The organism is Acinetobacter sp. HA (assembly GCF_000264725.1).
Classification (GTDB): Bacteria; Pseudomonadota; Gammaproteobacteria; order Pseudomonadales; family Moraxellaceae; genus Acinetobacter; species Acinetobacter schindleri.
Genome location: NZ_AJXD01000017.1, coordinates 93,390 through 116,255 on the forward strand (window position 1 = coordinate 93,390; position 22,866 = coordinate 116,255).

General features: G+C 43.3%; 22 protein-coding genes and 1 pseudogene. 9 read left to right on the forward strand and 14 right to left on the reverse strand.

The genetic code is table 11. The features are described from left to right. Together HADU_RS04870 and HADU_RS04875 are read right to left on the reverse strand one after the other, a co-directional pair. Window positions 1-450: an acyl-CoA thioesterase gene (locus HADU_RS04870; protein ID WP_008304068.1), complete on the reverse strand. Its 450-nt coding sequence runs from the start codon at window positions 448-450 to the stop codon at window positions 1-3. Window positions 451-502: 52 nt separating this feature from the next. Further along, entirely contained in the window at window positions 503-1,663 is a 1,161-nt protein-coding gene (locus HADU_RS04875; protein ID WP_004815667.1) for an iron-containing alcohol dehydrogenase, read from the reverse strand. A 116-nt stretch (window positions 1,664-1,779) separates the two neighbouring features. On the opposite strand from HADU_RS04875, the gene HADU_RS04880 reads away from it, so the two are divergent. Genes HADU_RS04880 through HADU_RS04895 form a run of 4 tightly spaced genes read left to right on the forward strand, consistent with a single transcriptional unit; the run spans window position 1,780 to window position 5,518 of the window. Continuing rightward, a complete protein-coding gene (locus tag HADU_RS04880; RefSeq protein ID WP_004815669.1) occupies window positions 1,780-2,292 on the forward strand; it encodes a low molecular weight protein-tyrosine-phosphatase in 513 nt (170 codons plus the stop codon). A gap of 3 nt (window positions 2,293-2,295) precedes the next feature. Then, window positions 2,296-3,330 carry a UDP-N-acetylmuramate dehydrogenase gene (murB, locus tag HADU_RS04885; protein ID WP_004815672.1) on the forward strand — a complete coding sequence of 345 codons (1,035 nt, stop codon included), beginning with the start codon at window positions 2,296-2,298 and terminating at the stop codon, window positions 3,328-3,330. A gap of 11 nt (window positions 3,331-3,341) precedes the next feature. Beyond that, entirely contained in the window at window positions 3,342-4,475 is a 1,134-nt protein-coding gene (locus tag HADU_RS04890) for a YdcF family protein (protein ID WP_004815674.1), read from the forward strand. Then, complete coding sequence (locus HADU_RS04895; protein WP_004815675.1) at window positions 4,475-5,518, forward strand: alpha/beta hydrolase; 1,044 nt, start codon at window positions 4,475-4,477, stop codon at window positions 5,516-5,518. The genes HADU_RS04890 and HADU_RS04895 overlap by 1 nt, the downstream gene beginning before the upstream one ends. 62 nt (window positions 5,519-5,580) lie before the next feature. Here HADU_RS04895 and HADU_RS04900 read toward each other — a convergent pair whose 3' ends face one another. Then, window positions 5,581-7,251 (reverse strand): FMN-binding glutamate synthase family protein, encoded by a 1,671-nt coding sequence (locus HADU_RS04900; protein WP_004815676.1) that lies wholly within the window; start codon window positions 7,249-7,251, stop codon window positions 5,581-5,583. Between the two features lie 458 nt (window positions 7,252-7,709). Continuing rightward, a complete protein-coding gene (locus tag HADU_RS04905; protein ID WP_004815677.1) occupies window positions 7,710-8,711 on the reverse strand; it encodes a helix-turn-helix transcriptional regulator in 1,002 nt (333 codons plus the stop codon). A 233-nt stretch (window positions 8,712-8,944) separates the two neighbouring features. Between HADU_RS04905 and HADU_RS04910 the strand changes: the two genes are divergently transcribed. From HADU_RS04910 to HADU_RS04930, 5 genes are all read left to right on the forward strand, one after another. Further along, the gene (locus HADU_RS04910) at window positions 8,945-10,504 is read left to right on the forward strand and encodes a circularly permuted type 2 ATP-grasp protein (RefSeq protein ID WP_004815679.1); all 1,560 of its coding nucleotides are present in this window, start codon (window positions 8,945-8,947) and stop codon (window positions 10,502-10,504) included. Between the two features lie 23 nt (window positions 10,505-10,527). Further along, on the forward strand, window positions 10,528-11,130 hold the full coding sequence (locus tag HADU_RS04915; RefSeq protein ID WP_004815680.1) for an alpha-E domain-containing protein: 603 nt from the start codon (window positions 10,528-10,530) through the stop codon (window positions 11,128-11,130). Then, a complete protein-coding gene (locus HADU_RS04920; RefSeq protein WP_004815683.1) occupies window positions 11,127-11,909 on the forward strand; it encodes a transglutaminase family protein in 783 nt (260 codons plus the stop codon). The genes HADU_RS04915 and HADU_RS04920 overlap by 4 nt, the downstream gene beginning before the upstream one ends. A 12-nt stretch (window positions 11,910-11,921) precedes the next feature. Beyond that, entirely contained in the window at window positions 11,922-12,656 is a 735-nt protein-coding gene (locus HADU_RS04925) for a proteasome-type protease (protein ID WP_004815684.1), read from the forward strand. Between the two features lie 73 nt (window positions 12,657-12,729). Continuing rightward, window positions 12,730-13,158, forward strand: coding sequence for a BLUF domain-containing protein (locus tag HADU_RS04930; protein WP_004815687.1), 429 nt, complete (start codon window positions 12,730-12,732; stop codon window positions 13,156-13,158). A gap of 44 nt (window positions 13,159-13,202) precedes the next feature. On the opposite strand, the gene alr is transcribed toward HADU_RS04930, so the two are convergent. From alr to cyoA, 10 genes and pseudogenes are all read right to left on the reverse strand, one after another. Next, entirely contained in the window at window positions 13,203-14,273 is a 1,071-nt protein-coding gene (gene alr, locus HADU_RS04935) for an alanine racemase (protein ID WP_004815688.1), read from the reverse strand. A gap of 229 nt (window positions 14,274-14,502) precedes the next feature. Then, complete coding sequence (dnaB, locus tag HADU_RS04940) at window positions 14,503-15,942, reverse strand: replicative DNA helicase (RefSeq protein ID WP_004815691.1); 1,440 nt, start codon at window positions 15,940-15,942, stop codon at window positions 14,503-14,505. Window positions 15,943-16,159: 217 nt separating this feature from the next. Further along, window positions 16,160-16,606: a 50S ribosomal protein L9 gene (gene rplI / locus HADU_RS04945; protein WP_004815692.1), complete on the reverse strand. Its 447-nt coding sequence runs from the start codon at window positions 16,604-16,606 to the stop codon at window positions 16,160-16,162. Between the two features lie 9 nt (window positions 16,607-16,615). Next, window positions 16,616-16,843 carry a 30S ribosomal protein S18 gene (rpsR, locus tag HADU_RS04950; RefSeq protein ID WP_004278792.1) on the reverse strand — a complete coding sequence of 76 codons (228 nt, stop codon included), beginning with the start codon at window positions 16,841-16,843 and terminating at the stop codon, window positions 16,616-16,618. Between the two features lie 12 nt (window positions 16,844-16,855). Continuing rightward, a complete protein-coding gene (gene rpsF / locus HADU_RS04955) occupies window positions 16,856-17,242 on the reverse strand; it encodes a 30S ribosomal protein S6 (RefSeq protein WP_004278789.1) in 387 nt (128 codons plus the stop codon). Window positions 17,243-17,699: 457 nt separating this feature from the next. Continuing rightward, window positions 17,700-18,578 (reverse strand): heme o synthase, encoded by an 879-nt coding sequence (cyoE, locus tag HADU_RS04960; RefSeq protein ID WP_008304106.1) that lies wholly within the window; start codon window positions 18,576-18,578, stop codon window positions 17,700-17,702. A gap of 10 nt (window positions 18,579-18,588) precedes the next feature. Next, window positions 18,589-18,915 (reverse strand): cytochrome o ubiquinol oxidase subunit IV, encoded by a 327-nt coding sequence (locus HADU_RS04965; protein ID WP_004815696.1) that lies wholly within the window; start codon window positions 18,913-18,915, stop codon window positions 18,589-18,591. Continuing rightward, entirely contained in the window at window positions 18,915-19,535 is a 621-nt protein-coding gene (cyoC, locus tag HADU_RS04970) for a cytochrome o ubiquinol oxidase subunit III (RefSeq protein ID WP_004815698.1), read from the reverse strand. Before cyoC ends, HADU_RS04965 begins: the two co-directional genes overlap by 1 nt. 4 nt (window positions 19,536-19,539) lie before the next feature. Continuing rightward, a pseudogene (gene cyoB, locus HADU_RS04975) lies at window positions 19,540-21,527 on the reverse strand (cytochrome o ubiquinol oxidase subunit I). 3 nt (window positions 21,528-21,530) lie between these two features. Next, window positions 21,531-22,619 carry a ubiquinol oxidase subunit II gene (cyoA, locus tag HADU_RS04980; RefSeq protein WP_008304112.1) on the reverse strand — a complete coding sequence of 363 codons (1,089 nt, stop codon included), beginning with the start codon at window positions 22,617-22,619 and terminating at the stop codon, window positions 21,531-21,533. Window positions 22,620-22,866: the final 247 nt, after the last annotated feature.

Genomic DNA, 22,866 nt, shown 5'->3' on the forward strand with positions numbered 1-22,866 from the left:
CTAGATTTCACAGCTACTGTGCATAAAAGGACATAAGGCATCCCGCATTTCATTTGAAATTGGGGTGCTTTTTCGTGTATGACGATCGACAAAAACATGTACAAAACTGCCTTGGGCAGCAGCCTGGTCATTGCCGTGCTTAAAAATAGCCAGGTCATAAGTCAGGGAAGAACCTCCTAGTTTGGCGATATTGACACCGACCTCAATCACTTCAGGATAAGACAGTTCCTGATTGAACTGACAGCAGGAATTCACCACCAAACCAATATTCGGAGACGTTCGTGGGTCAAAACCGGCATGCTGGATCAGCAGGGCATTGGCTGCGGTATCAAAATAGCTGTAATAGGTGACATTATTGACATGGCCGTATAGATCATTGTCCGCCCAGCGGGTCTGGATGCTGAGGAAAAAAGTATATTGCTCACGGGTTTTGACAGGTGCTTTGCTCATGAATCATTTCTTATAAAAATTGAGATTAATTTAAGCTTTTAATTGGTAAACATTAGGCATAAATCGCCTGATAGATCTGTAAAGCATCCTCTACAGTCATATCACGCGGGTTGTTTTGCAACAGTCGAGTCTGTTTCATGGCATCTTTAGCCAATATCATCAATATATGCTCAGGAATATCCAGCTGAGCAAGTTTTAAAGGTAAACCACTACGTTGCAGATGATTATTAAAATGATCAATGAACAGATCAGTTAAGCCATCATGACAGCCTTTACTGTGGGGATCGAGCCAGGTCATTAGTTCGGCATATTTCTGTTTGGCAGCAGGGGCATTAAACTTCAGTACTTCTGTCAGCACAATCGCATTGCTATGCCCATGGGACAGATGAAAATGCCCGCCAAGTGGATAAGCCAGTGCATGTACCGCACCGACAGGTGCGTTGGCAAAAGCCTGACCAGCCAGCATGGAACCGACCAGCATATTCTGGCGTGCTTCCAGGTCATCTCCATCATCTAGAACACGAGTCAGGTTGTTGTTCAAAAGCTTTAATGCCTGTTTGGCCAGCATATCCGAATAGGGATTTTTCTTGATTTTCGATGTATACGCTTCTATGGCATGCACCATCGCATCAATGCCGGTCGCTGCCGTAATATGTTTAGGTAAACCACGGGTAAAGCTGGCATCCAGAATTGCAATATCAGCAAACAGCAAAGGCGAAACAATTCCGGTTTTAGTGGTTTCACCTGTGGTCACAATTGAAATGGGGGTGACTTCCGAACCGGTTCCTGCCGTAGTCGGAATCAGGATCAGTGGTAGACGTGGGCCTTCAATTTGATCGATACCATAGAGTTCATTCAGGCATTGGGTTTGCTGTGGATGGCTCAAGACCGCAATAATCTTGGCCACATCCAGTGAACTGCCACCACCAAAACCAATCACCACATCGATCTGTTCCTGACGGGCGAAAGAAATGGCATCCGCTATGATATGTTCTGGCGGATCTGCCTGCACATCGGCATAGATAGCATAATCCAGACCTGCTTCATTGATAATGTATAAAACTTCCTCATGTAGATTCTGCGTAATCATGCCTTGATCGGTCACCAGTAGCACGCGGACATATTTGCCTTTCTGTAGAATTTGGTGCAGCTCACGAATCGTGCCAAGTCCGGCAATGATGTTGGGAACAGTCTGAAATTGAAATCTTTGCATGGCTGCTTCCTTAATTTTTATCCAAATTCATATTATTGTGGCGTTGTGATATAGGATTCACTATACAAATAACTTAACATAAGAATCCTGAAAATAAAGTAGTGCTGAGGTTGTTTATGTCATCCAGAACGCCATTTAAGGTGTTATGTGTTTGTCTGGGAAATATTTGTCGTTCTCCCACGGCAGAGGTGGTCCTCAGACATTATTGCGATGTACATAATCTCAATATCATGATTGATTCGGCGGGAACCAGTAATTATCACCCGGGTAAAGCGCCTGATCTGCGCAGTCAGGAACATGCCCTAAAGCGGGGTTATGATCTGTCTGCATTGCGTGCCCGTCAGCTGACTCTACAGGATTTCCTTGGTTTTGATCTGATGCTCGCGATGGATGAAGACAATCTTAGGGATATTCTTGCACTTCAGAAACGTGCTCAACAACAACTTGGCCAATTACGTGCTGAAGTCGCCCTGATGAGTGAATATGATTCTGACTATCCAAAACAGGCAGTACCCGATCCTTATTATGGCGGTGCTGAGGGTTTTGAACGTGTACTCAATCAGTGTGAATCCAGCAGTCTTGCGTGGATCGATGTCTTTAAAATGCAACAAAAAGAGCTTAAGGTTTAAGTCATGCAAATCCAAACACAGGTTCAACTTAAACCTTTTAATACTCTCAGTCTGGATGCAATTGCATCACATTACTGCAAAATTCAATCAAATGATGATCTGATTCAGGCTCTGGATTTTGCCAAACAGCAACAGCTGAATGTTCTGATTCTGTCTGGTGGTAGCAATATGCTTTTACCGGAACAGATTCATGCACTGGTATTGCATATGGACATTCAGGGCATTGAACTGCTGGATGCGGATGATCAGGTGCAACGCCTTCGTGTTGGAGCAGGCCAGAGTTGGCATGATTTTGTATTATGGACCACACAGCAAGACTTTTATGGCCTGCAAAATCTGGCTTTAATTCCAGGTCTTGTTGGTGCTTCGCCAGTACAAAATATTGGTGCCTATGGGGTAGAGGTCGGGGAATTTATTGAAAGCGTTGAAGTCTATGATCGTGAAAATCACAGTTTTAGCTCAATCAAAGCAGCAGATTGTGACTTCGCCTACCGTCATAGTATCTTTAAAGATCATCCGGGTCGTTACATTATTACCCATGTCATCTTCCGTCTGTTGAAACAGCCGGAGCTTAAACTCAATTATGGTGACCTGAAAACAGCAGTGGGTGAGGAACAGACGCCAGAAAATCTGGAGCGCCAAGTGATTCAGATTCGTCAGAGCAAATTGCCTGATCCTAAAGAATATCCAAATGTGGGTAGTTTCTTTAAAAATCCAGTAGTTGATTTACAATTCTTTGACCAAATTGCTCAACAATTCCCGAATTTACCTCATTATCCACAGCCAAATAATCAAGTTAAAATGGCAGCCGGCTGGTTAATTGACCAAAGCGGATGGAAAGGTAAACAGCTGGGGTCAGTCGGTATGTTCCATAAGCAGGCGCTGGTGCTGGTGAATTATGCCAATGCCTCGCTCAAGGACGTGCGTGCAACCTACCAAGCCGTACAGGCGGATGTTCAGGAAAAATTTGGGGTTCTGCTTGAACCGGAGCCAGTTTTATTTGCTGAAAATGGCATGATCCGCTCACATCAGGATTAAAGGATAAATAGATGGATAAAGCACACTGGATGGTTCGAATAGTTCAAGTAGTCTCAGTACTATTTGTGCTGTGCGCACTGTTCGTAGTCTTTCTTTATTCGCCGTTTTATTCACATCTGGTGGTCAAAGGACTGAACTATTTTGTTCCGGTCGAGGTCAATCAGATCGCGGCTGAAAGCCAGAAACAGGCTTCCTTAAGTGTTAATGAAACACTGGAGCCAGGTTCTGAGCTATGGATTGCGCGTCAGGCCTATCTCAAGGTGATGGAAGAAGATATTTCCAAAAATCAGTCACAGAACCTGTCACTGATTCAGGCACGCTATAAAGCTTTACAGCAGTTACTTGAAGATGAACGTGAAGCTGAGGCAGAAAAATCTGAACAGCAGAAAGTTCAGGTACCATTGCTGGTGACTGAAACAGAAGCAGCTGATGTAGTAGAACCAGATGATCTGACTGAATTGTTAAGCTTGAGCAGTGATGAAAATGCTGCCCAGATGGGACAGTTTATAGAATTCTTGAAAAGCTATGATGTTGAACAGCATCAGCAAAATATTGCGCAAATGACCAATGTGGAATTTGCCGAAGACCTCGCGACTTTAAATCATGACCAAACTCAGCCAGTGCAGGATGAGATGTCCAAACCTTATGCTATTGTGGTCTTGGGCGGCGGTTTGACCCTGCATGAAAATGGCAAAGATATTATCGTCAATGACTATACTCGTCTGCGCCTGGAAAAAACCCTGGAAACCGAAAAACAGTATGATCTGCCGATTGTTTTGAGTGGTGTAGAAGCACCGTATATGCAACGCTGGTTGCAGGCCTATGACGTAGATGCCAAACTTCTTGAAGACCGTAGTATGAATACCTGTGAGAATTCCCGTTTCAGCTCATTGCTGTTACAGAAGAAGGGTGGAGCCCCTACGGTGATCTTGATCACGGACCGCTATCATATGCCGCGTACACGCCGTCTGTTCGCACTTAACGGTATTCAGACCATTCCGGTGGAAGCGCCAATGCCAAATTCACTTACTACATGGCGTCCAAGTATTAAAAACTATGATCATAGCCGACGGGCTAACTATGAACTCTTAGCAACACTTCGGGATGTGTGGTTTGGATCAAGTGACTGTCGGGAGGTACCTTAATGTCAGATATCCCATTTTTAAACCCGACAATTCTCAAACAGCTGGAATTACCAGTCCCCAACCGGGATATTACACCACAGCTGTTGCAACCATTAAATCTGAATCGGGACATGCAGTCTACGCTGGAATTACAGGCTTACCGGAAACTGTATGGTTTTGACCTGCTCAATGCGAAACACTGGCAAGGTTATGTGCAAATGCCATTGTTTAAATTGCATGTGCAAGTCTTTGAGCCGGATCTGACCGAAAGCCGTTTTGATAAAATTCAGGGAACGGTGTTTCTATTGCATGGCTATCTAGAACATAGCGGGATCTATCAGCCAATTGTCAAAGAGCTACTGGAAGAAGGGTTTAGTGTACTCACCTTTGATTTGCCGGGGCACGGTTTGAGTAATGGTTCATCAGCCAATATTCAGAACTTTGACCATTATCAGCAGGTATTGCATGCAGTACACCGTTATGTACGTCATGCAACGCAGTTGTCAAAACCATGGTTAGGTATCGGACAAAGTACTGGTGGTGCAATCTGGATGCACCACTTGCTGGAGTTTGCAGAACGTCGTGAAAATCCCTTTGTAGATCGCGTACTGCTACTTTCACCACTGATTCGTCCAGCTAAAACAGCATGGTGGCATAACTCTGTAGGTCTCGGGATTATTCGCCGGATTAAGCGTGAAGTACCACGCCATTTCAGACGTAATAACCATAACCCTGAATTCCTGCGCTTTGTACGTTTAAAAGATCCATTACAACCCCGTATGATGGGCATGGACTGGATTCTCGCGATGTCACGCTGGATGCAGCAGATGGAAGACCGGCCAGCTTGCCGTATTCCGGTATGGCTGGCACAGGGTGCGCAGGATCAGACGGTGGATTGGCGTTATAATATCGAATTTATTCGGCGTAAATTCCGCCTGCAAACCTTGTTGATGTTAGAGGAAGGTTCGCATCAGTTGATTAATGAGCGCGCTGATATTCGTGCGGCACTGACCGGTCTGATTCCAGCCTTTCTGCATGCGCAGGGTGGTCGAACTTATTATTAAGTTCAGATGATGAATAGTAGATAAGGCGATTCTAAAGAATCGCCTTTTTCATTTAGAAGTACTTAAAATTTTTCTGCAGTTGCGATATTCCACATACGGTAATAAAAGTTTTCTTCATCACGATTTTCACAATGGAGGAGCTCATTTTCCTTCATCCAGAAGTGCAATTGTGCATAGTTTTTAATCTCATGGCTGTTGATGCGTTGAGCCAGTTGATGAGGTTTAATACCAGATGGATGACAAACACCAGCAGAAGCGATCATTTCGGAGAGGGCTTTAAGGGTGCTTTTATGATAATTATAAACCCGTTCTGCCTTGCTTGGCACATGTAGCGCCTTTTGGCGGCTCTTATCCTGAGTAGTGACACCAACCGGACACTGGTTAGTATGACAGCTTTGCGCTTGAATACAGCCAATAGCAAACATAAAACCACGCGCTGAGTTGACCCAGTCTGCACCAATGGCGATCGTACTGGCGATATCGAATGCACTAATGATCTTGCCGCTTGCACCAATTTTGATCTGTTTGCGTAATCCTGCACCCACTAATGTGTTATGAACGAACAATAAGCCTTCACGCAGGGGAACGCCAATATTATCAATCATCTCAATCGGTGCTGCACCTGTACCGCCTTCTGAACCATCGACCACAATAAAGTCCGGCAGGATTTTGGTATGCAGCATCGCTTTGACGATACTCATAAATTGCCAGGGCTGCCCCAGACATAGCTTAAAGCCAACCGGTTTGCCACCAGATAGCTCACGTAATTGCTGAATGAATTCCATCATTTCAATTGGTGTGCCAAACGCAGGATGACTGGCTGGTGAAACACAGTCATGTTCGCGGCTAACTCCGCGAATCTCCGCAATTTCCTCAGAAATCTTGGCTTTTGGAAGAATCCCACCATGTCCTGGTTTCGCACCTTGAGACAACTTGATTTCAATCATTTTCACTTGTGGAATTTTGGCTTTCTCCGCAAATTTGACCGGATCAAACTGGCCGTCCAGTGTACGACAACCAAAGTAAGCACTACCAATTTCCCAAACTAGGTCTCCGCCATTTTCCAGATGATAAGGGCTAATACTGCCTTCACCCGTATCATGGTAGAAATTGCCCATTTTGGCACCCAGATTAAGCGCGCGGATGGCATTGGCACTCATACTGCCAAAACTCATGGCGGAGATATTCATGATTGAAGCACTATAAGGCTGCTTGCATTGTTCATTGCCAATCGTAATCCTGAAAGTTGCTGGATCTGCGGGTGGGCAAGGGATAATCGAATGCGTGACAAACTTATAGTCATGGTTATAGACATCGATAATCGAACCAAAAGGTTTGTCAGAATTTTCATTTTTGGCACGTTGATAAACTAGACTGCGCTGCATACGGGAAAAAGGCAGGGCATCCTGATCGGCTTCAATAAAGTACTGGCGAATTTCAGGACGGAACTCTTCAAAGAGGAAGCGGAAATGACCCATAATCGGATAGTTCCTGAGAATAGAATGCCGGTGTTGCAGTACATCATATAGCCCCACCACACTCAGAACAGCGCTAATAATCCACAGCGTATTGACCAGCGTTTGAGGCATGAAATAGTAAATATAGCGGGGCGAATAGCCGATATGAAAGCCGGTAAATACCAACGCAATAAAGATACAAAGGAACCAGATGGAATAGCGTGAAAAGAAGGTATTCAGCAGTTTATGCCGGACAAGTTGAGCTGGATTTGCCATAAAATCTTGATTCCCTGTTGTTCTTATCAGACCTTCAGATTTTCAAGGCTTGGCGGTTTTATACAAGAACAAAATTGTTATTCGATTTTATAGGTTTAACTTGGAAAGATGGTTTAGATTAAAAATTAACCAAAATAATATGTTTAGCAGGAAAAATCCTATGAAAAAAATCTGCAAAAGGCATCGCTTCTTTTTATTTCACATGCAGGAAAAGCTGGTTTAAAGTTATTTTATCCAATAGCGGGGGAGATGGTATGACGAAGAAATCAATCCGGTTCAATACTGCAGAGCTGGCGTGCTCATGTATGTAATGCCCTTAACTATGAAACTTCCTTACTGCATATATCTGGGGGAACAAGACAGATATATGCAGGATCAGCAGCCGATTAACCAGAACAATAACAAAAACAATATAAAAAATTATGAGTCCCGGGAATGGGACTTTTTTATGTCAGTTTTTATGCTTCGTCTTGTTGATATACGGCTCGGAAAACGTGCTCAGGTTCAATTTTTTGAATTTTGTTACCAAAGCTGCGTAGCCACCATACCAGCTGTGAAGTAAAAGGAACCGTGGCACTAATAAGAGCCATACCATGATCAAGTTTTTCAATCTGTTGGTCGCGGCTGAGCTGGCTTTCTTCAAAATAATGTGCATCTGCTTCAGGCATGTGCAGCTTCAGCATGACATTTTCAGTAGGCTGGTCAAAGTTGACCCGGAAGCCCAAAGCACCGGATTCAATATATTCATCAATATCAAAGTTCACCGGATGCAGGGCACGCGTATTTAAAACATTCGCAGACTTAAAGCGGTGCAAGGCAAAGGTCTGAATATCGGATTTGTCATGACGGGTACATACCAGATAAATGATCGAACCTTTCTGTACTAATGCCAGCGGATTAAGAATATAGGTTTTTTCTTCACTATTTTGCCCACGACCCTGATAGATACATTCCAGCTGCTTGTCCTGTAACAGACCTTCATAAACCGCCTGTTGTGCCTGACGGTCGACAACAGGTGGAATCAGCGGCTGAGTCGCAGGAACGATACGGACCCGGTTAATCCATTGTCGTACATTGTTCTGGGTTGACAGGCTGCGACGTGCGAGATCAAACCAGGGATTCATTTCTTCAATCAGACTGGGTGGTAACAGATGTTTGAGATGTTCCTCAACCATCATAAACGTCACTGCTTGTGAACTGGTCATGTGCGGCAGACTTTGAATCGGTGCATCGGAACGCCAACGCCAGCCCTGTGGAATAGTTTTGCTGCTTTCAATGGGAAAACGCTGCGCAATCTGATTCAGGTCACGCTGAATAGTGCGCAAACTAATTTCCACACCTTCACGTTCCAGGATTTCCTGCAATTCGCGAGTGCCCATCCATTTCCCGGTCGTCAGGCGCGATAAAATTTGCCATTGGCGATAAAGGCTATTCGAAGTTTCTTTTTCTTGTGCGGTCATAAGCTGAAATCAGGATCTGCAAATTGAGAAAAAATCATTAACACAATAAAAAATCTCTATTTTTTTCGCAAGTATTTTAAGTAATCGAGGATAGCAGAATAGATACACATTGGTGCAAAAATGCCATTGAGTCCCTCGGAAATAAAGGGATTAATGGTAGGTACAAAAATACCGCATGGCATGGATATTGCTTTGTTAAATATACAATTTGATTACAATACGACGAGGTTTGTATGCTAAAAGAAACCCAGGATACAAATATCACAACGACTATAGAAAATTTTACAACAACGGCGATTAACACTAATTTTACAGAAGCGAAGGACACGGTAGTAACTCACACAGGCAAACCTCTACAAGTGCTGCAGCAAATGGCATCTAAATTCTTTAATGAAATGCGTGATGACCAGAATATGAATGGTCTGGCTGGGCAAAAAATCGAAGAGTGGCTGTCAAATCATACTTTAGATGAGCTTAACACCCTGAATAAATTGGCAAAAGAACATTTTCTTTATGAAGGAATTACCTTTACGGTTTATGGAGATGAAGAAGGCACCGAACGTACTATCCCTTTTGATATTATTCCACGCGTGATTGCGCGCAAGCAATGGAATATGGTGGCACTCGGTTGTGAACAACGTGTTAAAGCGCTGAACCTGTTTTTGCATGATATCTATCATCAGCAGGACATCCTGAAAGCAGGGATTGTGCCTGAACTGCAAGTACTGAGCCATGAGGCTTATCAGCCACACATGTATCAGCATAGTCTGAAAGGCAGCATTTATAGTCAGATCAGTGGCATTGATATTATCCGTGACTCAAAGGGTGAATTCTATGTACTTGAAGATAACCTAAGGACCCCTTCAGGTGTGTCTTATATGCTGGAAAGCCGCAAGATTAGTGAAAAACTGATGCCAGGCCTGTTTGAACAGACACCTATTGCTGGTGTAGAGCAATACCCACATTTACTCAAAGAAATTCTGGCAGAAAACTCAGCTGTCGATAATCCCTTTATCGTGGTTCTGACTCCGGGTCGTTTCAATAGTGCTTACTATGAACATGCTTTCCTGGCAAGGGAAATGGATGTGCCATTAGTGACATCACGTGACCTTTATGTAGAGAACGCGAAAGTTTATGTAAAAACTATACGTGGTCGTCAGCAAGTAGATGTTATTTATAGACGTGTCGATGATGCCTATCTCGATCCGCTTTGTTTTAAACCTGATAGCGCCCTTGGCGTACCAGGCCTGATGTCTGCCTATTTGCAGCACAACGTTGTTATTGCGAATGCACCGGGAACCGGTGTAGCAGATGACAAGTCGATCTATCCTTATGTGGATAAGATGATCAATTTCTACCTTGGTGAACAACCCATTCTGAAGAATGTTCCAACTTACCAATGCCGTGAGGCTAAAGATCTCAGTTATGTATTGGCACATCTTGATGAGCTGGTTGTGAAAGAAGCCCAAGGTTCAGGTGGCTATGGCATGCTGATCGGTCCACAGGCGTCTAGACAGCAGATTGAAACCTTTAGAGAGAAAATCATGGCTGCGCCACATTTATATATTGCCCAACCAACCCTGGATCTGTCCGTCAGCCCAACCTTAACCAATTATGGCATTGCAGAACGTCATATTGATTTGCGTCCATTTGTACTCAGCTCACCTTATCGTACTGAAATCGTACCGGGTGGACTGACACGTGTAGCAATGCAAGCAGGTTCGCTGGTCGTAAATTCCTCCCAAGGCGGTGGCATTAAGGACACCTGGATTGTCGATAATCTCCATTCATAAAAATAGCAAAGAAGGAATTTGTCATGCTTTTACTTAATTCCAATGCGCAACATATTTTTTGGTTGGGTCGCTACTTATCAAGAACGCAGTTTTTATGTACCCATTTTCCATTTTTAGAAGATGATGCGGCAGTCGCGTATGCGCATGCATTCTGCCTGCCAGCCTTTGATGCCAGTTCGCTAAATGAACTGGTGCTGGATCCGGCTCAACCTTATTCATTCCATCAACAGTTTAAAGTGGCGCGTGACAATATTCAGGAACTACGTGGTGTACTGTCTGCCAAAGCTTATGCAGAACTGAACCGCCTGATTCGTACTGCTGATCAGAATGCCGGTTATATCTGTGATGTCGTGACAGATTGTCAGGATATTCTGGAAGGTGAAGCTCCGGATGTGTTTCTGTTTTTTAGTCTGGGTCAATGTCTGGAAAAGCTTGATCAGGAGCTACGTCTAGGTGAAGATACCATCACTACAATTGCAAAAATTGATTATGTGATTGAATCCTTGGTGGAGATGGGCTGGTCAGATCTGAATGAATACTGGAACCAGCTACGTGACCATACTGACCTGATCAATTTTTACCAATTCAGTGATTATATTCATCATATGTTTGAGATTAATGTATGAAGTTGATGGTGAATCACCAAACGCATTATAGCTATACCGAAACTGTCACCAGTAGTATTCAGTACATTAAGATGATGCCTTCCAGTAATGTACATCAGCAAGTGCATTCCTGGGATGTCAGCGTGCTGGGCAGTCGGGAGCTAAGCCGGGATGCCTTTCATAATTTGTGGATTACCAGTACTCAGCGCACACCTTATCAGTACTTAACCATTATGGCGCAAGGTATAGTCGATTTAAATCCCTTGAATAATGATCAGGGAATGAATGACCAGATCAATCCAAACCTGTTCTTGCAGCCGACTTCAACTACTCAGTGTAATGAGGAAATGAAGGACTTTGTAAAACAGTATGTGCCAGCTTCAACACGTCTAAATCTGATCGCCTTGGCTCAGGCGGTATTGGAGCATGTACCGTATATAACAAATAGTAGCTCGGTACATGGATCCGCCATTGATGCTTTTGAGGCGAAACAGGGTGTCTGTCAGGATCATGCACATATTTTCATTGCCATGTGCAAATATCTGGGCTTACCGGCACGTTATGTTTCGGGTTATCTGTATGCTCAAAATACTTCTCATCTGGCCAGTCATGCCTGGGCAGAGGTATTTATTGACCAGGCTTGGTATTGCTTTGATGTAAGTAATCAGTTATTTGTACCTAGTGCACATATTTATGTTGCCATTGGGCGTGACTATTGGGACGTCGCGCCAGTACGTGGGGTAAGAGAAAAGGGCGGAGTGGAATCCATGCATTCCATCGTCCAGGTTCTAAGTTGTTAGTAAGGACAAAAAATGACTTATTGTTGTGCGCTTCGTTTGGAGCAGGGGATGGTGTTCATTAGTGACACTCGCACAAATGCAGGTGTGGATCATATCTCGGTGTTTCGCAAATTATATACCTTTGGTATTCCGGGTGAGCGCGTCATTGTTATTCAGGCATCGGGAAATCTGGCTACGACACAAGCGGTGATCGGGCATATTAAAAATCAGCTGGAACTGAATCAGGAACCTAATATTCTCAGTTTGCATACCATGTTTGAAGTCGCGGAACTGGTCGGTCGCACCTTGAAGCATGTGATTGAAAGTGTAACTACAGATACCATGGAGCAAAGCAACTATTATTGCAGCTTATTGGTGGGAGGTCAGATTGCCGGACAAGATATGCAGCTCTATCATATTTATCCGCAAGGCAACTTTATCTGTGCAACCAGTGATACGCCGTATTTCCAGATCGGGGAAAGTAAATATGGCAAGCCGATTCTGGATCGGGCACTCAGCTATGATATGCCACTAGATGAAGCACTGCGATGTTCACTGATTTCCTTCGCTTCGACTTTACGTTCCAATGTTTCCGTAGGGATGCCGTTGGATGTGCTGGTTTATCATAAAGACACATTTGAAATTCCGGTAGGTAAACGCATTCAGGAAGATGATGAATATTTCACCAAAATCAGTAAGCAGTGGTCGGATACTTTAAAGAAAGGTTTGCAGGAATTACCTAAGCCAACTTTAGATTATTTTCAATAAAACTATCTATCTGTTTGATATCAGGTTACAGTGGCATGCTAAATTTAAGAAAATTTAAATTACAGAGGTTAGCATGCATCATTTTTGTTATGCCAGTCAGAGTACCTCTGATAAGTCGAATTTGCTCGATGACTTAACGGATATTCTGGCCGAGGCACGAGATTTTAATTATCGTCACGATATTACTGGGGCGTTATATTTTGCAGATGGCTATTTTTTTCAATGTCTTGAAGGCAAATTGGAACATCTGAATGTATTATTTGAAAAGCTAAGTAAAGATCCACGGCATGAGAATATCAAACGTTTTGAAATGCGCCCGCTTGAGCAGATTAATTTTGCCGGCTGGTCGATGAAGTATATTTCACGACGCGATGAAATCCGGGACTTTTGTACAAATATGGGTTTTAATGACTTTACACCACATAGTTTTGAACAAGTGCATGTAGACGCGCTATTAACTCAGCTACAAACTCAAGACCAAGAAGAAACTACAGAAAATTAAATTAAAAAGCCCAATTAATATTGGGCTTTTTAATGCACGGTATTTTAAACTAGTTTTCGGACTGGACGTGCAGACATACGACACAGCAATTCATAGCCGATAGTGCCATTTGCTTCAGCGACATCATCGACCAGGCGGGTTTTACCCCACAGTTCTACTTCAGTGCCAAGCTGCAGATTAAGATCAGTTGCATCTATCGCAATCATATCCATTGCGACACGACCAATCACGCGAGTCTGTTGTCCATTAATTGCAACATAATTCTGTTTCGGGAAGGCACGTGGATAACCATCACCATAGCCAATTGAAACAATGGCCAATGTCATGTCCTGATCTGCGGTGAAAGTCGAACCATAACCGACGTGTTCACCCGCTTTAATATGATTTAGCGCAATGACTTCAGCTGTGAAAGTCATCACTGGTTTTAAATCCAGATCATGAATCGTTTTATCTGCAAATGGGGTCGCGCCGTAGAGCATGATACCTGGACGGACAAAGTCAAAATGCAGTTCAGGATATTTATAAATCGCAGCCGAATTACAGCATGACCCCATGAGTGGGGCACAGTCATTTTTTACTTCAAGGAACTGCTGGATTTGCTGTTTATTCAATGGGTGATCAGCATCTGCATTGGCAAAATGCATCGCAAGTACACAAGTAAAACCTTCAGCTTTGAGTTGATTGATCACCTGTTTAATCACATCAATTTTAAAGCCCAGACGGTTCATGCCGCTGTTCAGTTTCACCCAGACTTTAAGGCCTTTAGTGATATAAGCATCTTTATGAGCCAGTAGCCAGTCAAGCTGTGCCTGATGATGTACCACAACTTCAATATTCTGATTGATCACGATCTGAATTTCATCAGCAGAGAAAACACCTTCAATCAGCGTAATCGGTTGCTGATAGCCGAGTTCACGAATTTCCAGTGCTTCCTGAAGGCAGGCGACACCGAAGGCATCGCTATCTTTTAAGGCTGCTAAGCAGTCTTTAACTCCATGTCCGTAAGCATTGGCTTTAACCATGCTGACGATTTTAGCGGTTGGGGCAAGTTGTTTGACACGGTTTAAATTATATTGCAGTGCTGTACTGTCAATATAAACTGTTGCTTGGCGCACCCTAGATACTCCTTCGGGATGACAAAATGATGTTGTGTGAAATACACAAAAGAGGGAGAGAAATAACTGTATTGATAAAACAAAATCAGTCATTTCAAAATTGTAAATATTGTAGTCCTATCTGCCACAAATGGACATGCTCATTTATATAATTTCCTCCAAGGTATGCTTAAGCAATAAAAAAGAGACCATTTGGGTCTCTTTTTTTAATCAGTTTCAAACACAAGGTTTATTCTTCATCGTCATACTGCGCATAGAACTCAGGAGAGAGGTTACTAAAGCGCGTGTACTGACCTTCGAAGGCTAGACGCACAGTACCAATTGGACCATTACGCTGTTTACCGATAATAATTTCGGCAGTCCCGGCTTCTTTAGATTCCTTGTTATAGACTTCATCACGGTAAATAAACATGATCAAATCGGCATCCTGCTCGATCGCACCAGATTCACGCAAGTCAGACATGACTGGACGTTTGTTTGGACGGTTTTCCAGAGAGCGGTTCAACTGCGATAAGGCAATGACAGGACACTGCATTTCTTTAGCGAGCGCTTTTAAGCTACGGGAAATTTCCGAAATCTCGCCGACACGGTTATCACCCATGCCAGGCACTTTCATGAGCTGCAAGTAATCGACCATGATACAGCCGAGCTTACCGCCATGCATTTTGGCAATGCGACGCGCACGTGCACGAACTTCCGTTGGTGGCAGAGCAGAGGAGTCATCGATATACAGGTTCTTTTCCTGCAAATGCACAATGGTGCTGGTGACTTTAGACCATTCATCACTGTCCATTTTACCAGCACGTAAATGACCCTGATGCACACGACCAAAGGATGAAATCAAACGCATCGCGATCGAGTCGGCTGGCATCTCCATCGAGTAAACCAGGGCAGGCAGATTGTTGTTAAACAGCACACTTTCTACCAGATTCATGGCAAACGTGGTTTTACCCATCGATGGACGGGCTGCAACAATAATCAGGTCACCGGATTGCATGCCGGAGGTTTTATTGTCGAGTTCGACGAAGCCGGTGGTGAGACCAGTAATCGAACCTTCCATTTGTGAAAGTTCATTCAACTTATCAAAGACATCTGCAACGACGGTATTGATTGCCTTCGGCCCTTGTGCCTTGGCATTATTATTATGTTGCTCGGCAATCGAAAAAATATTGGTTTCTGCCAGATCCAGAATTTCACTGACGCTACGACCTTTGGTGTCATAGGCATTTTGCAGGATTTCAGAACTGACTTTAATCATGCTACGTAAGGTCGAGAATTCCTTGATCTTGTTGGCGTAAGTTTCCAGGTTGTAGAAACTTGATGGCGAGTCAGCCATGAGCTGCATCAGGTATTCTTCACCACCAATGGCATCCAGCAGATTCTGTTTAATTAGCCAGTCATGCACCAATACGGCATCGTAAGGAGAGTTGTCCTTGGACAGCTGATCAATCGCACGGAAGATATATTTATGACGGGTTGCATAAAAATCGTTCTCAGTAAGCACATCACCGACTTGTTCAAAAGATTCGGCAACCGTCATTAAGGCAGCAAGTACAGCTTGTTCAATCGCTAAATTGTGTGGAGGCGTGCGAAACTCCTTGAGCTGAGTATCAGCAACAATTTCTGGTTTAGCGCTGTTGTGCTTAGTGCTGGCATTCGCCTGTGACATATAAAGCCCTGAATTTTAATACAATGGTTTAAATATTCTCGGAGATGGATAGCAACTATCAACTACGAAGTGAAATAATACGCGTTCCGTTAAAAAATGCGAAGTGTATTTTTAAAATTACGCGAATAATAAAATGAAAGTGAGATATGCCATATCTTCGAATTATTTTAGATAAAAAAAGAGCATGCCAAAGCATGCTCTTTTTCTTGGTGAGAAATTACTCAGCTACGATAGTAACTAGAACTTCTGCAACAACATCATGGTGCAATTGGATTGCGATGTTGAATTCACCAGTGTTACGAAGTGCGCCATTTGGAAGACGTACTTCTGCACGGTCAACTGTAAGACCAGCATTTGTCAACGCGTCAGCGATGTCACGAGTACCGATAGAACCGAACAGTTTACCTTCATCACCAGCTTTCGCAGTGATTACGATATTTACTTCGTTCAATTGGTCAGCACGTGCTTGAGCAGCAGCTAAAATATCAGCTTCAGCTTTCTCAAGTTCAGCACGACGAGCTTCAAAAGCCGCAGTGTTTGACTCAGTAGCAGCAACTGCCATACCTTGTGGGATCAAGAAGTTACGGCCGTAACCAGCTTTAACTGAAACTTTATCACCAAGTTTACCAAGGTTTTTAATGCGTTGTAATAAGATAATATCCACAGCTCAACCTCACTTATGATTGTCAGTGTAAGGGATCAAAGACAAGTAGCGAGCTTGTTTGATAGCAAGCGCTAATTGACGTTGGTAACGAGCTTTAGTACCTGTAATACGGCTAGGAACAATCTTGCCGTTTTCAGTGATGTACTGTTTTAAAGTGTCGATATCTTTGTAGTCGATGTACGTAACGTTCTCAGCTGTAAAGCGGCAGAACTTGCGACGACGGTAAAAACGTGCCATGTTAGGTTCTCCTTATGCTTCAGCAGAGTCTTGAGCGTGTTGTGCTTCTTCACGTTGAGCTTTACGCGCACGTTTTTCTTCAGCACTCTTAGCCAATAGTGACTCTTCAGTGATAGCGTTTTCACGACGGATGATAAGGCTACGAATGATTGCGTCGTTATAACGGAATAATTCTTCAAGCTCATCAAGAGTAGTTTGACCACACTCAACATTCATAAGAATGTAGTGAGCTTTGTGGATCTTGTTGATTGGATAAGCCAATTGACGACGGCCCCAGTCTTCAAGACGGTGGATTTGACCTTCAGCTTCTTTGATGTGAGTTAGGTAACGTTCTACCATACCCACAACTTGATCGCTTTGGTCTGGATGTACCAATAGTACGATTTCGTAGTGACGCATTGTCAGCTCCTTACGGTTTAAACAGCCCCAATTTTTAAGTCAATTGAAGCAAGGAGTCACAACCAAGGTTGTGTCGCAATATTTGCGAAGCGTGAAGTTTAGTGGGTTTTGGGGAGAAATACAACCAGATTGGCAAGAATTGCATAATTAAACAGCAGTTTTGTACGGGCTGGAATGAGTAGCACAGAAAAGAGAAGAGAAAATTGACTGAGATTAATTAATTGGTGATTTAATGATGGTTGGTAATGAGATAATTCTAATCTCGCCATAATGAGTATCTTTTTATTCAAGTAGAATTCTTATTTTATGCGTTAAATGCACTTTAAAAAGATTGAAGTGTATTTTTGCAGTTGGTTTCAGAAGGACAGGGTTTATAAAGATAAGAGCAGAAGTATTTAAAAGAGAGTCGGAGAAATAACAGGCTCAAATAAAAAAGATAGAGTAAAACTCTATCTTTTTAAAAAATGATATAAGGCATCTTTGGAGCAGTCGATGTAAAGCAGAACAGAATACTGATCACAGTAATCAGCTTCACAGAATACATAAAATACTGCTTGGCCCACGCCTCATCATCTTCAGCCTTAAAGCCCTGAATACTTAAATAAATCCAGTATAGGGTTAAGATGTTCAACACCACCATATAGAGCCAGTTGGCATAGCCAAAGAAAAACAGGCCATTCATGACAACCCCAAACAGAACCACATAGATCAGCGATTCAATCTTGGTGCGGTGAATTGAACGTGCTACAGGCAAGATTGGAATGCTTGCATTTTTGTAATCTTGAAAACGGTAAACTGCAATTCCCCACGAGTGAGGCATTTGCCAAAAGGCATACCCAACGAAGATCAGCAGGGCACCTAAGTCAAACTGATTTGCAACTGCGGTATAACCAATCACAGGCGGAGCTGCGCCAGAAATACTGCCTACCAGAGTCTGGTGAATAGTTGTTCGTTTTGTCCATAAGCTGTAAAAACCAACGTATACGACAAAACCAATAACTGCGAATAAGAAAGCGTATGCATTTACCCAAAACCAGAGAACACTAAAACCGACCAGGCCTAATACAAAAGCAAAGGCAAGTGCGACAGGTTCAGAAATGGTTTTTTTAACAAGAGCACGATTTTGTGTGCGCTGCATTTTCTGGTCGATGTCCTGGTCAATTACATTATTGACCACACATCCTGATGCTACAACAAATGTAGTACCAAAAAGGGTAAGGAGCAGGAGAAGGAAATCTACAGAACCTTGAGCGGCTACAAAGTAGCCGCCCAAAGTGGTAACAAAGTTACCAAAGAGAATTCCTGGCTTAGTCAGGAATAAATACTTTTTCAGCATGACAACCAGTTTAGATCATCATGTTGTAGTGAAGGTAGTTCATGATCCATACAGAACCTACTAAAAGAATAGCAATGGTTAAGATGGTATACACAAATGCAATTACGTTCCAGCGTTGCTCTGAAGAAGAGTTCATGTGCAGGAAGTAAATCAGCTGTACAAGAATCTGAGCAACCGCAGTGATCGCGATGACAGTAATCAAGATACCACGGCCAAAACCGCCCGCCATAACCATACCGAATGGAATTACAGTAAGGATAACAGACAGAATGAAGCCGATAGTGTATTGCTTCACGTTACCGTGTGATTCGCCAGCAGCGTTATGATCATGACTCATTACAGAACTCCCATCAAGTAAACTACGCTGAATACACAGATCCATACGATGTCAAGGAAGTGCCAGAACAAGCTTAGGCAAGCTAGACGACGCGTGTTTGCAAGAGTCAAACCATATTTCTTGATTTGAATCATAAGCACGATCATCCAGACCAGACCAGAAGTTACGTGAATACCGTGCGTACCTACCAAAGTAAAGAACGCAGATAAGAACGCACTTGTGCTTGGACCGTGACCCGCATGAACTAAGTGATTGAACTCATATAGTTCCATGCCGATGAAGATAGCACCGAATACCCAAGTAATCGCTAACCAAGTCAGTACTTTTGCAACGTCTTTTTTGTATGCAGCAAGAACTGCAAAACCAAAGGTTACAGAAGAGATCAGAAGGGCGAAGGTTTCAGTAAGAACGAAACCTAAAGAATCGCCAAACAGATCTTTCGCACTTGGAGTGCCCACAGGAATGTGGCTACTCAAAACAGCGAATGCAATGAAGAGTGTACCGAAAAGGACAAGGTCACTCATCAAGTAAGTCCAGAAACCAAAGACAGTGATGTCAGTATCATCGTGATGATGATGCTCATCGTGTCCGTGGTTGTCGTGATGAAGTACTTCAGCCATGGTCTTAGTCCTTCTTCAAGTGTTTTTCAAGGATCGCATAGCGTTCACTTTCGATACGCTCAACTTCAGCAGCTGGGACATAGTAATCCACTTTCTTGGTGAAAGAAGAAACGATGAAGCTGATGATAGATGCAACGAAAGTAACAACTACTAACCACCAGATGTGCCAGATTAACGCGAAGCCCATAACAGTGATGAACATGGCGATAACGAAACCAGCAGCACGGTTAGTCGGCATATGGATGTCTTCGTACTTGGTTGGTTTTGCGTATGCAACGCCATTCTCTTTGTCAGTCCAGAAAGTATCAATACCATTGATCTTTGGAAGGTAAGCAAAGTTATAGAATGGAGATGGAGACGAAGTAGCCCACTCAAGTGTACGACCATCCCAGATATCGCCTGTATAGTCCATATTTTGTTCGCGTTGCAAGAAACCAACAACGATCTGCATAATGAAGCAGGCAATACCTAGTGCAATAAGAATCGCACCGAACATCGCGATATTTACATATGGGTCCCATTCTGGGTTGTCAAATGTATTCAGACGACGAGTCATACCCATGAAACCAAGGATATAAAGTGGCATGAATGCAAAGTAGAAACCGAAGAACCAGAACCAGAATGCTGCTTTACCCCAAGTTTCATTTAGTTTCCAACCAAACATTTTTGGCCAGTAGTAAATGATACCTGCGAACATTGCGAATACTACACCACCAATAATTACGTTATGGAAGTGAGCGATCAGGAATAAAGAGTTATGTACCAGGAAGTCCGCTGGTGGAACTGCCATCAATACACCTGTTAAACCACCGATACCGAAAGTCACAAGGAAGCCAAGTGTCCATAGCATTGGAGTAGTGTAAGTAATGCGGCCCTTGTACATGGTGAACAACCAAGAGAAGATTTTTACACCAGTCGGGATCGCAATAATCATGGTCATGATACCGAAGAACGCGTTAACGTTGGCACCAGCACCCATTGTAAAGAAGTGGTGAACCCAAACAACCAGTGAAAGAACACCAATTGCTACAGTTGCGTACACCATAGATTTGTAGCCGAACAATGCTTTGCGTGAGAACACTGAAGTTACTTCTGAGTAAATACCAAAAGCTGGTAATACCAAGATATAAACTTCTGGGTGACCCCAAGTCCAAATCAAGTTCACGTACAACATTGGGCTACCACCCATGTCATTTGTGAAGAAGTGGAAACCGAAGTAACGGTCAAGAGACAGCATTGCAAGTGTTGCAGTTAACACTGGGAAGGTTGCAACGATTAACACAACTGTTACAAGCGAAGTCCAAGTGAAAATCGGCATATCCATCATCTTCATGCCAGGCGCACGCATTTTGATGATGGTAACAAAGAAGTTAACACCAGTAAGAAGCGTACCTAGACCTGAAACCTGAAGTGCCCAGATATAGTAGTCAACACCGACACCTGGAGAATATTCAATGCCTGATAATGGAGGGTATGCCATCCAACCAGTTGCAGCGAATTCACCAAGAGCCAGAGACACCATCATCAGACCCGCAGCACCAGCAAATAGCCAGAAGCTTAGAGAGTTCAATAATGGGAAGGCAACGTCACGTGCACCGATTTGAAGCGGTACAGCTACGTTCATTAAGCCAACTACAAGACCCATTGCTACGAAGAAGATCATGATCACGCCGTGCGCGGTAAAGATCTGGTCATAGTGTTCTGGGTGCAAGTAACCTTCACCACCACCTTTTGCAAGGAACTGCTGAAGACGCATCATGATCGCATCGGCGAAACCACGCACGAGCATGATAATCGACACGAAGATATACATGATACCGATTTTTTATGGTCTACAGATGTGAACCATTCGTTCCACAGGTAGCCCCATTTTTTGAAGTAGGTGATACCAGCAACAACTGCGATACCGCCTAAGATCATCATTGCAACAGTAACCAATACGATTGGATCGTAAGGAATTGCATCTGGACCTAACTTACCTAATAAGTTCATGTCTTATTCCCCTTGAGAAGCAGTCGCATGTGCATCAGCTACATGTGCTTCAGAAGCAGCAGCTTCTTCGTGCGCAACACCGTGCTCTGCAGCAGGAGCTGAGTGGTCAGCACCATGGTAGTTGCTCATGTAGTGATTAATCACAGATTCAAACAAACCTTGCTCTACAGAAGAGTAATAAGTCACTGGATGTGGCTTAGTTGGGTAAGGCTTCATAGCTTCAGCAGCAGCCTTCTCTTCAGGAGTATTTGCTTTTGCGATCAGGGCTTCAATCTGGTGTTTACCACGGTTGCCGTCACGCAGAGATGCGAATTCAGCCTGGTCTAATACAGATTTCTGAACAGCTTCTGGATTTACTGAAGTACCATTACCTGCTTGAACAGCAGAAACCCATTCAGCAAACTGAGCGTCAGTCACAGAGTGAGCGCGGAAGCGCATTTGTGAGAAGCCATAACCAGAATAGTTAGAAGAGAAACCGCGGTAGCCTTCAGCTGGGCTAGTTTCATCTGCCAACAGGTTCAGGTGAGTTTGCATACCCGCCATTGCATAGATCTGACCACCTAACGCAGGGATGAAGAATGAGTTCATCGTGAAGTTAGAAGTGATACGAAGGCTAACCGGAGTTTTCTCAGGGAAGCGGATTTCGTTAACAGTCGCAATGCCTTGCTCTGGGTAGATGAAGACCCATTTGAACTGTTCAGCAATAACTTGAACGGTCAATGGTGCCTTGTCAGCCTCAAGCGGACGGTACGGGTCGTACTTGTGGGAACCCCACCAAGTTAACCAGGCAAGAATAGCAATAATAATAACTGGGATACCCCAAACTACAATTTCAATTGCAGTAGAGTGTGCCCAAGTAGGTTTATAGTCTGCGTCTTTATTCGATGCGCGATATTTCCAACCGAACCATAATGCCATGATTGCTGATGGAATAACCACCAGAAGCATTAAGTAAATCGCAGTCATCATCAGGCTACTTTGGCCTGCTGCAACTGGACCTTTAGAGTTCAGAAGTACTAAATCACCACCACACCCTGTTAAAAGTGCGGACATCGCAGATAAAGACAATACAGCTAAAATCGTTTGTCTCATTTTACAACCTCGGTGAAGAGTCCCATTCCCTAAATTAATATGGGATAGCGATTAAAGTGTCGCATGATTAAAAAGATTCATTTGTTAACAAAAAATCTTCCTAATCATGAGACACCGCTACGTTGTAGGGCATTATGCCTGATTACAACAAACTAAGCTATATATAAAGAGGCTTTAAATGACTGTAATAAAAACCGATTTTACTGCTCGGGATTGTCGAATATTTATAGTAATTTTATTTTAATTT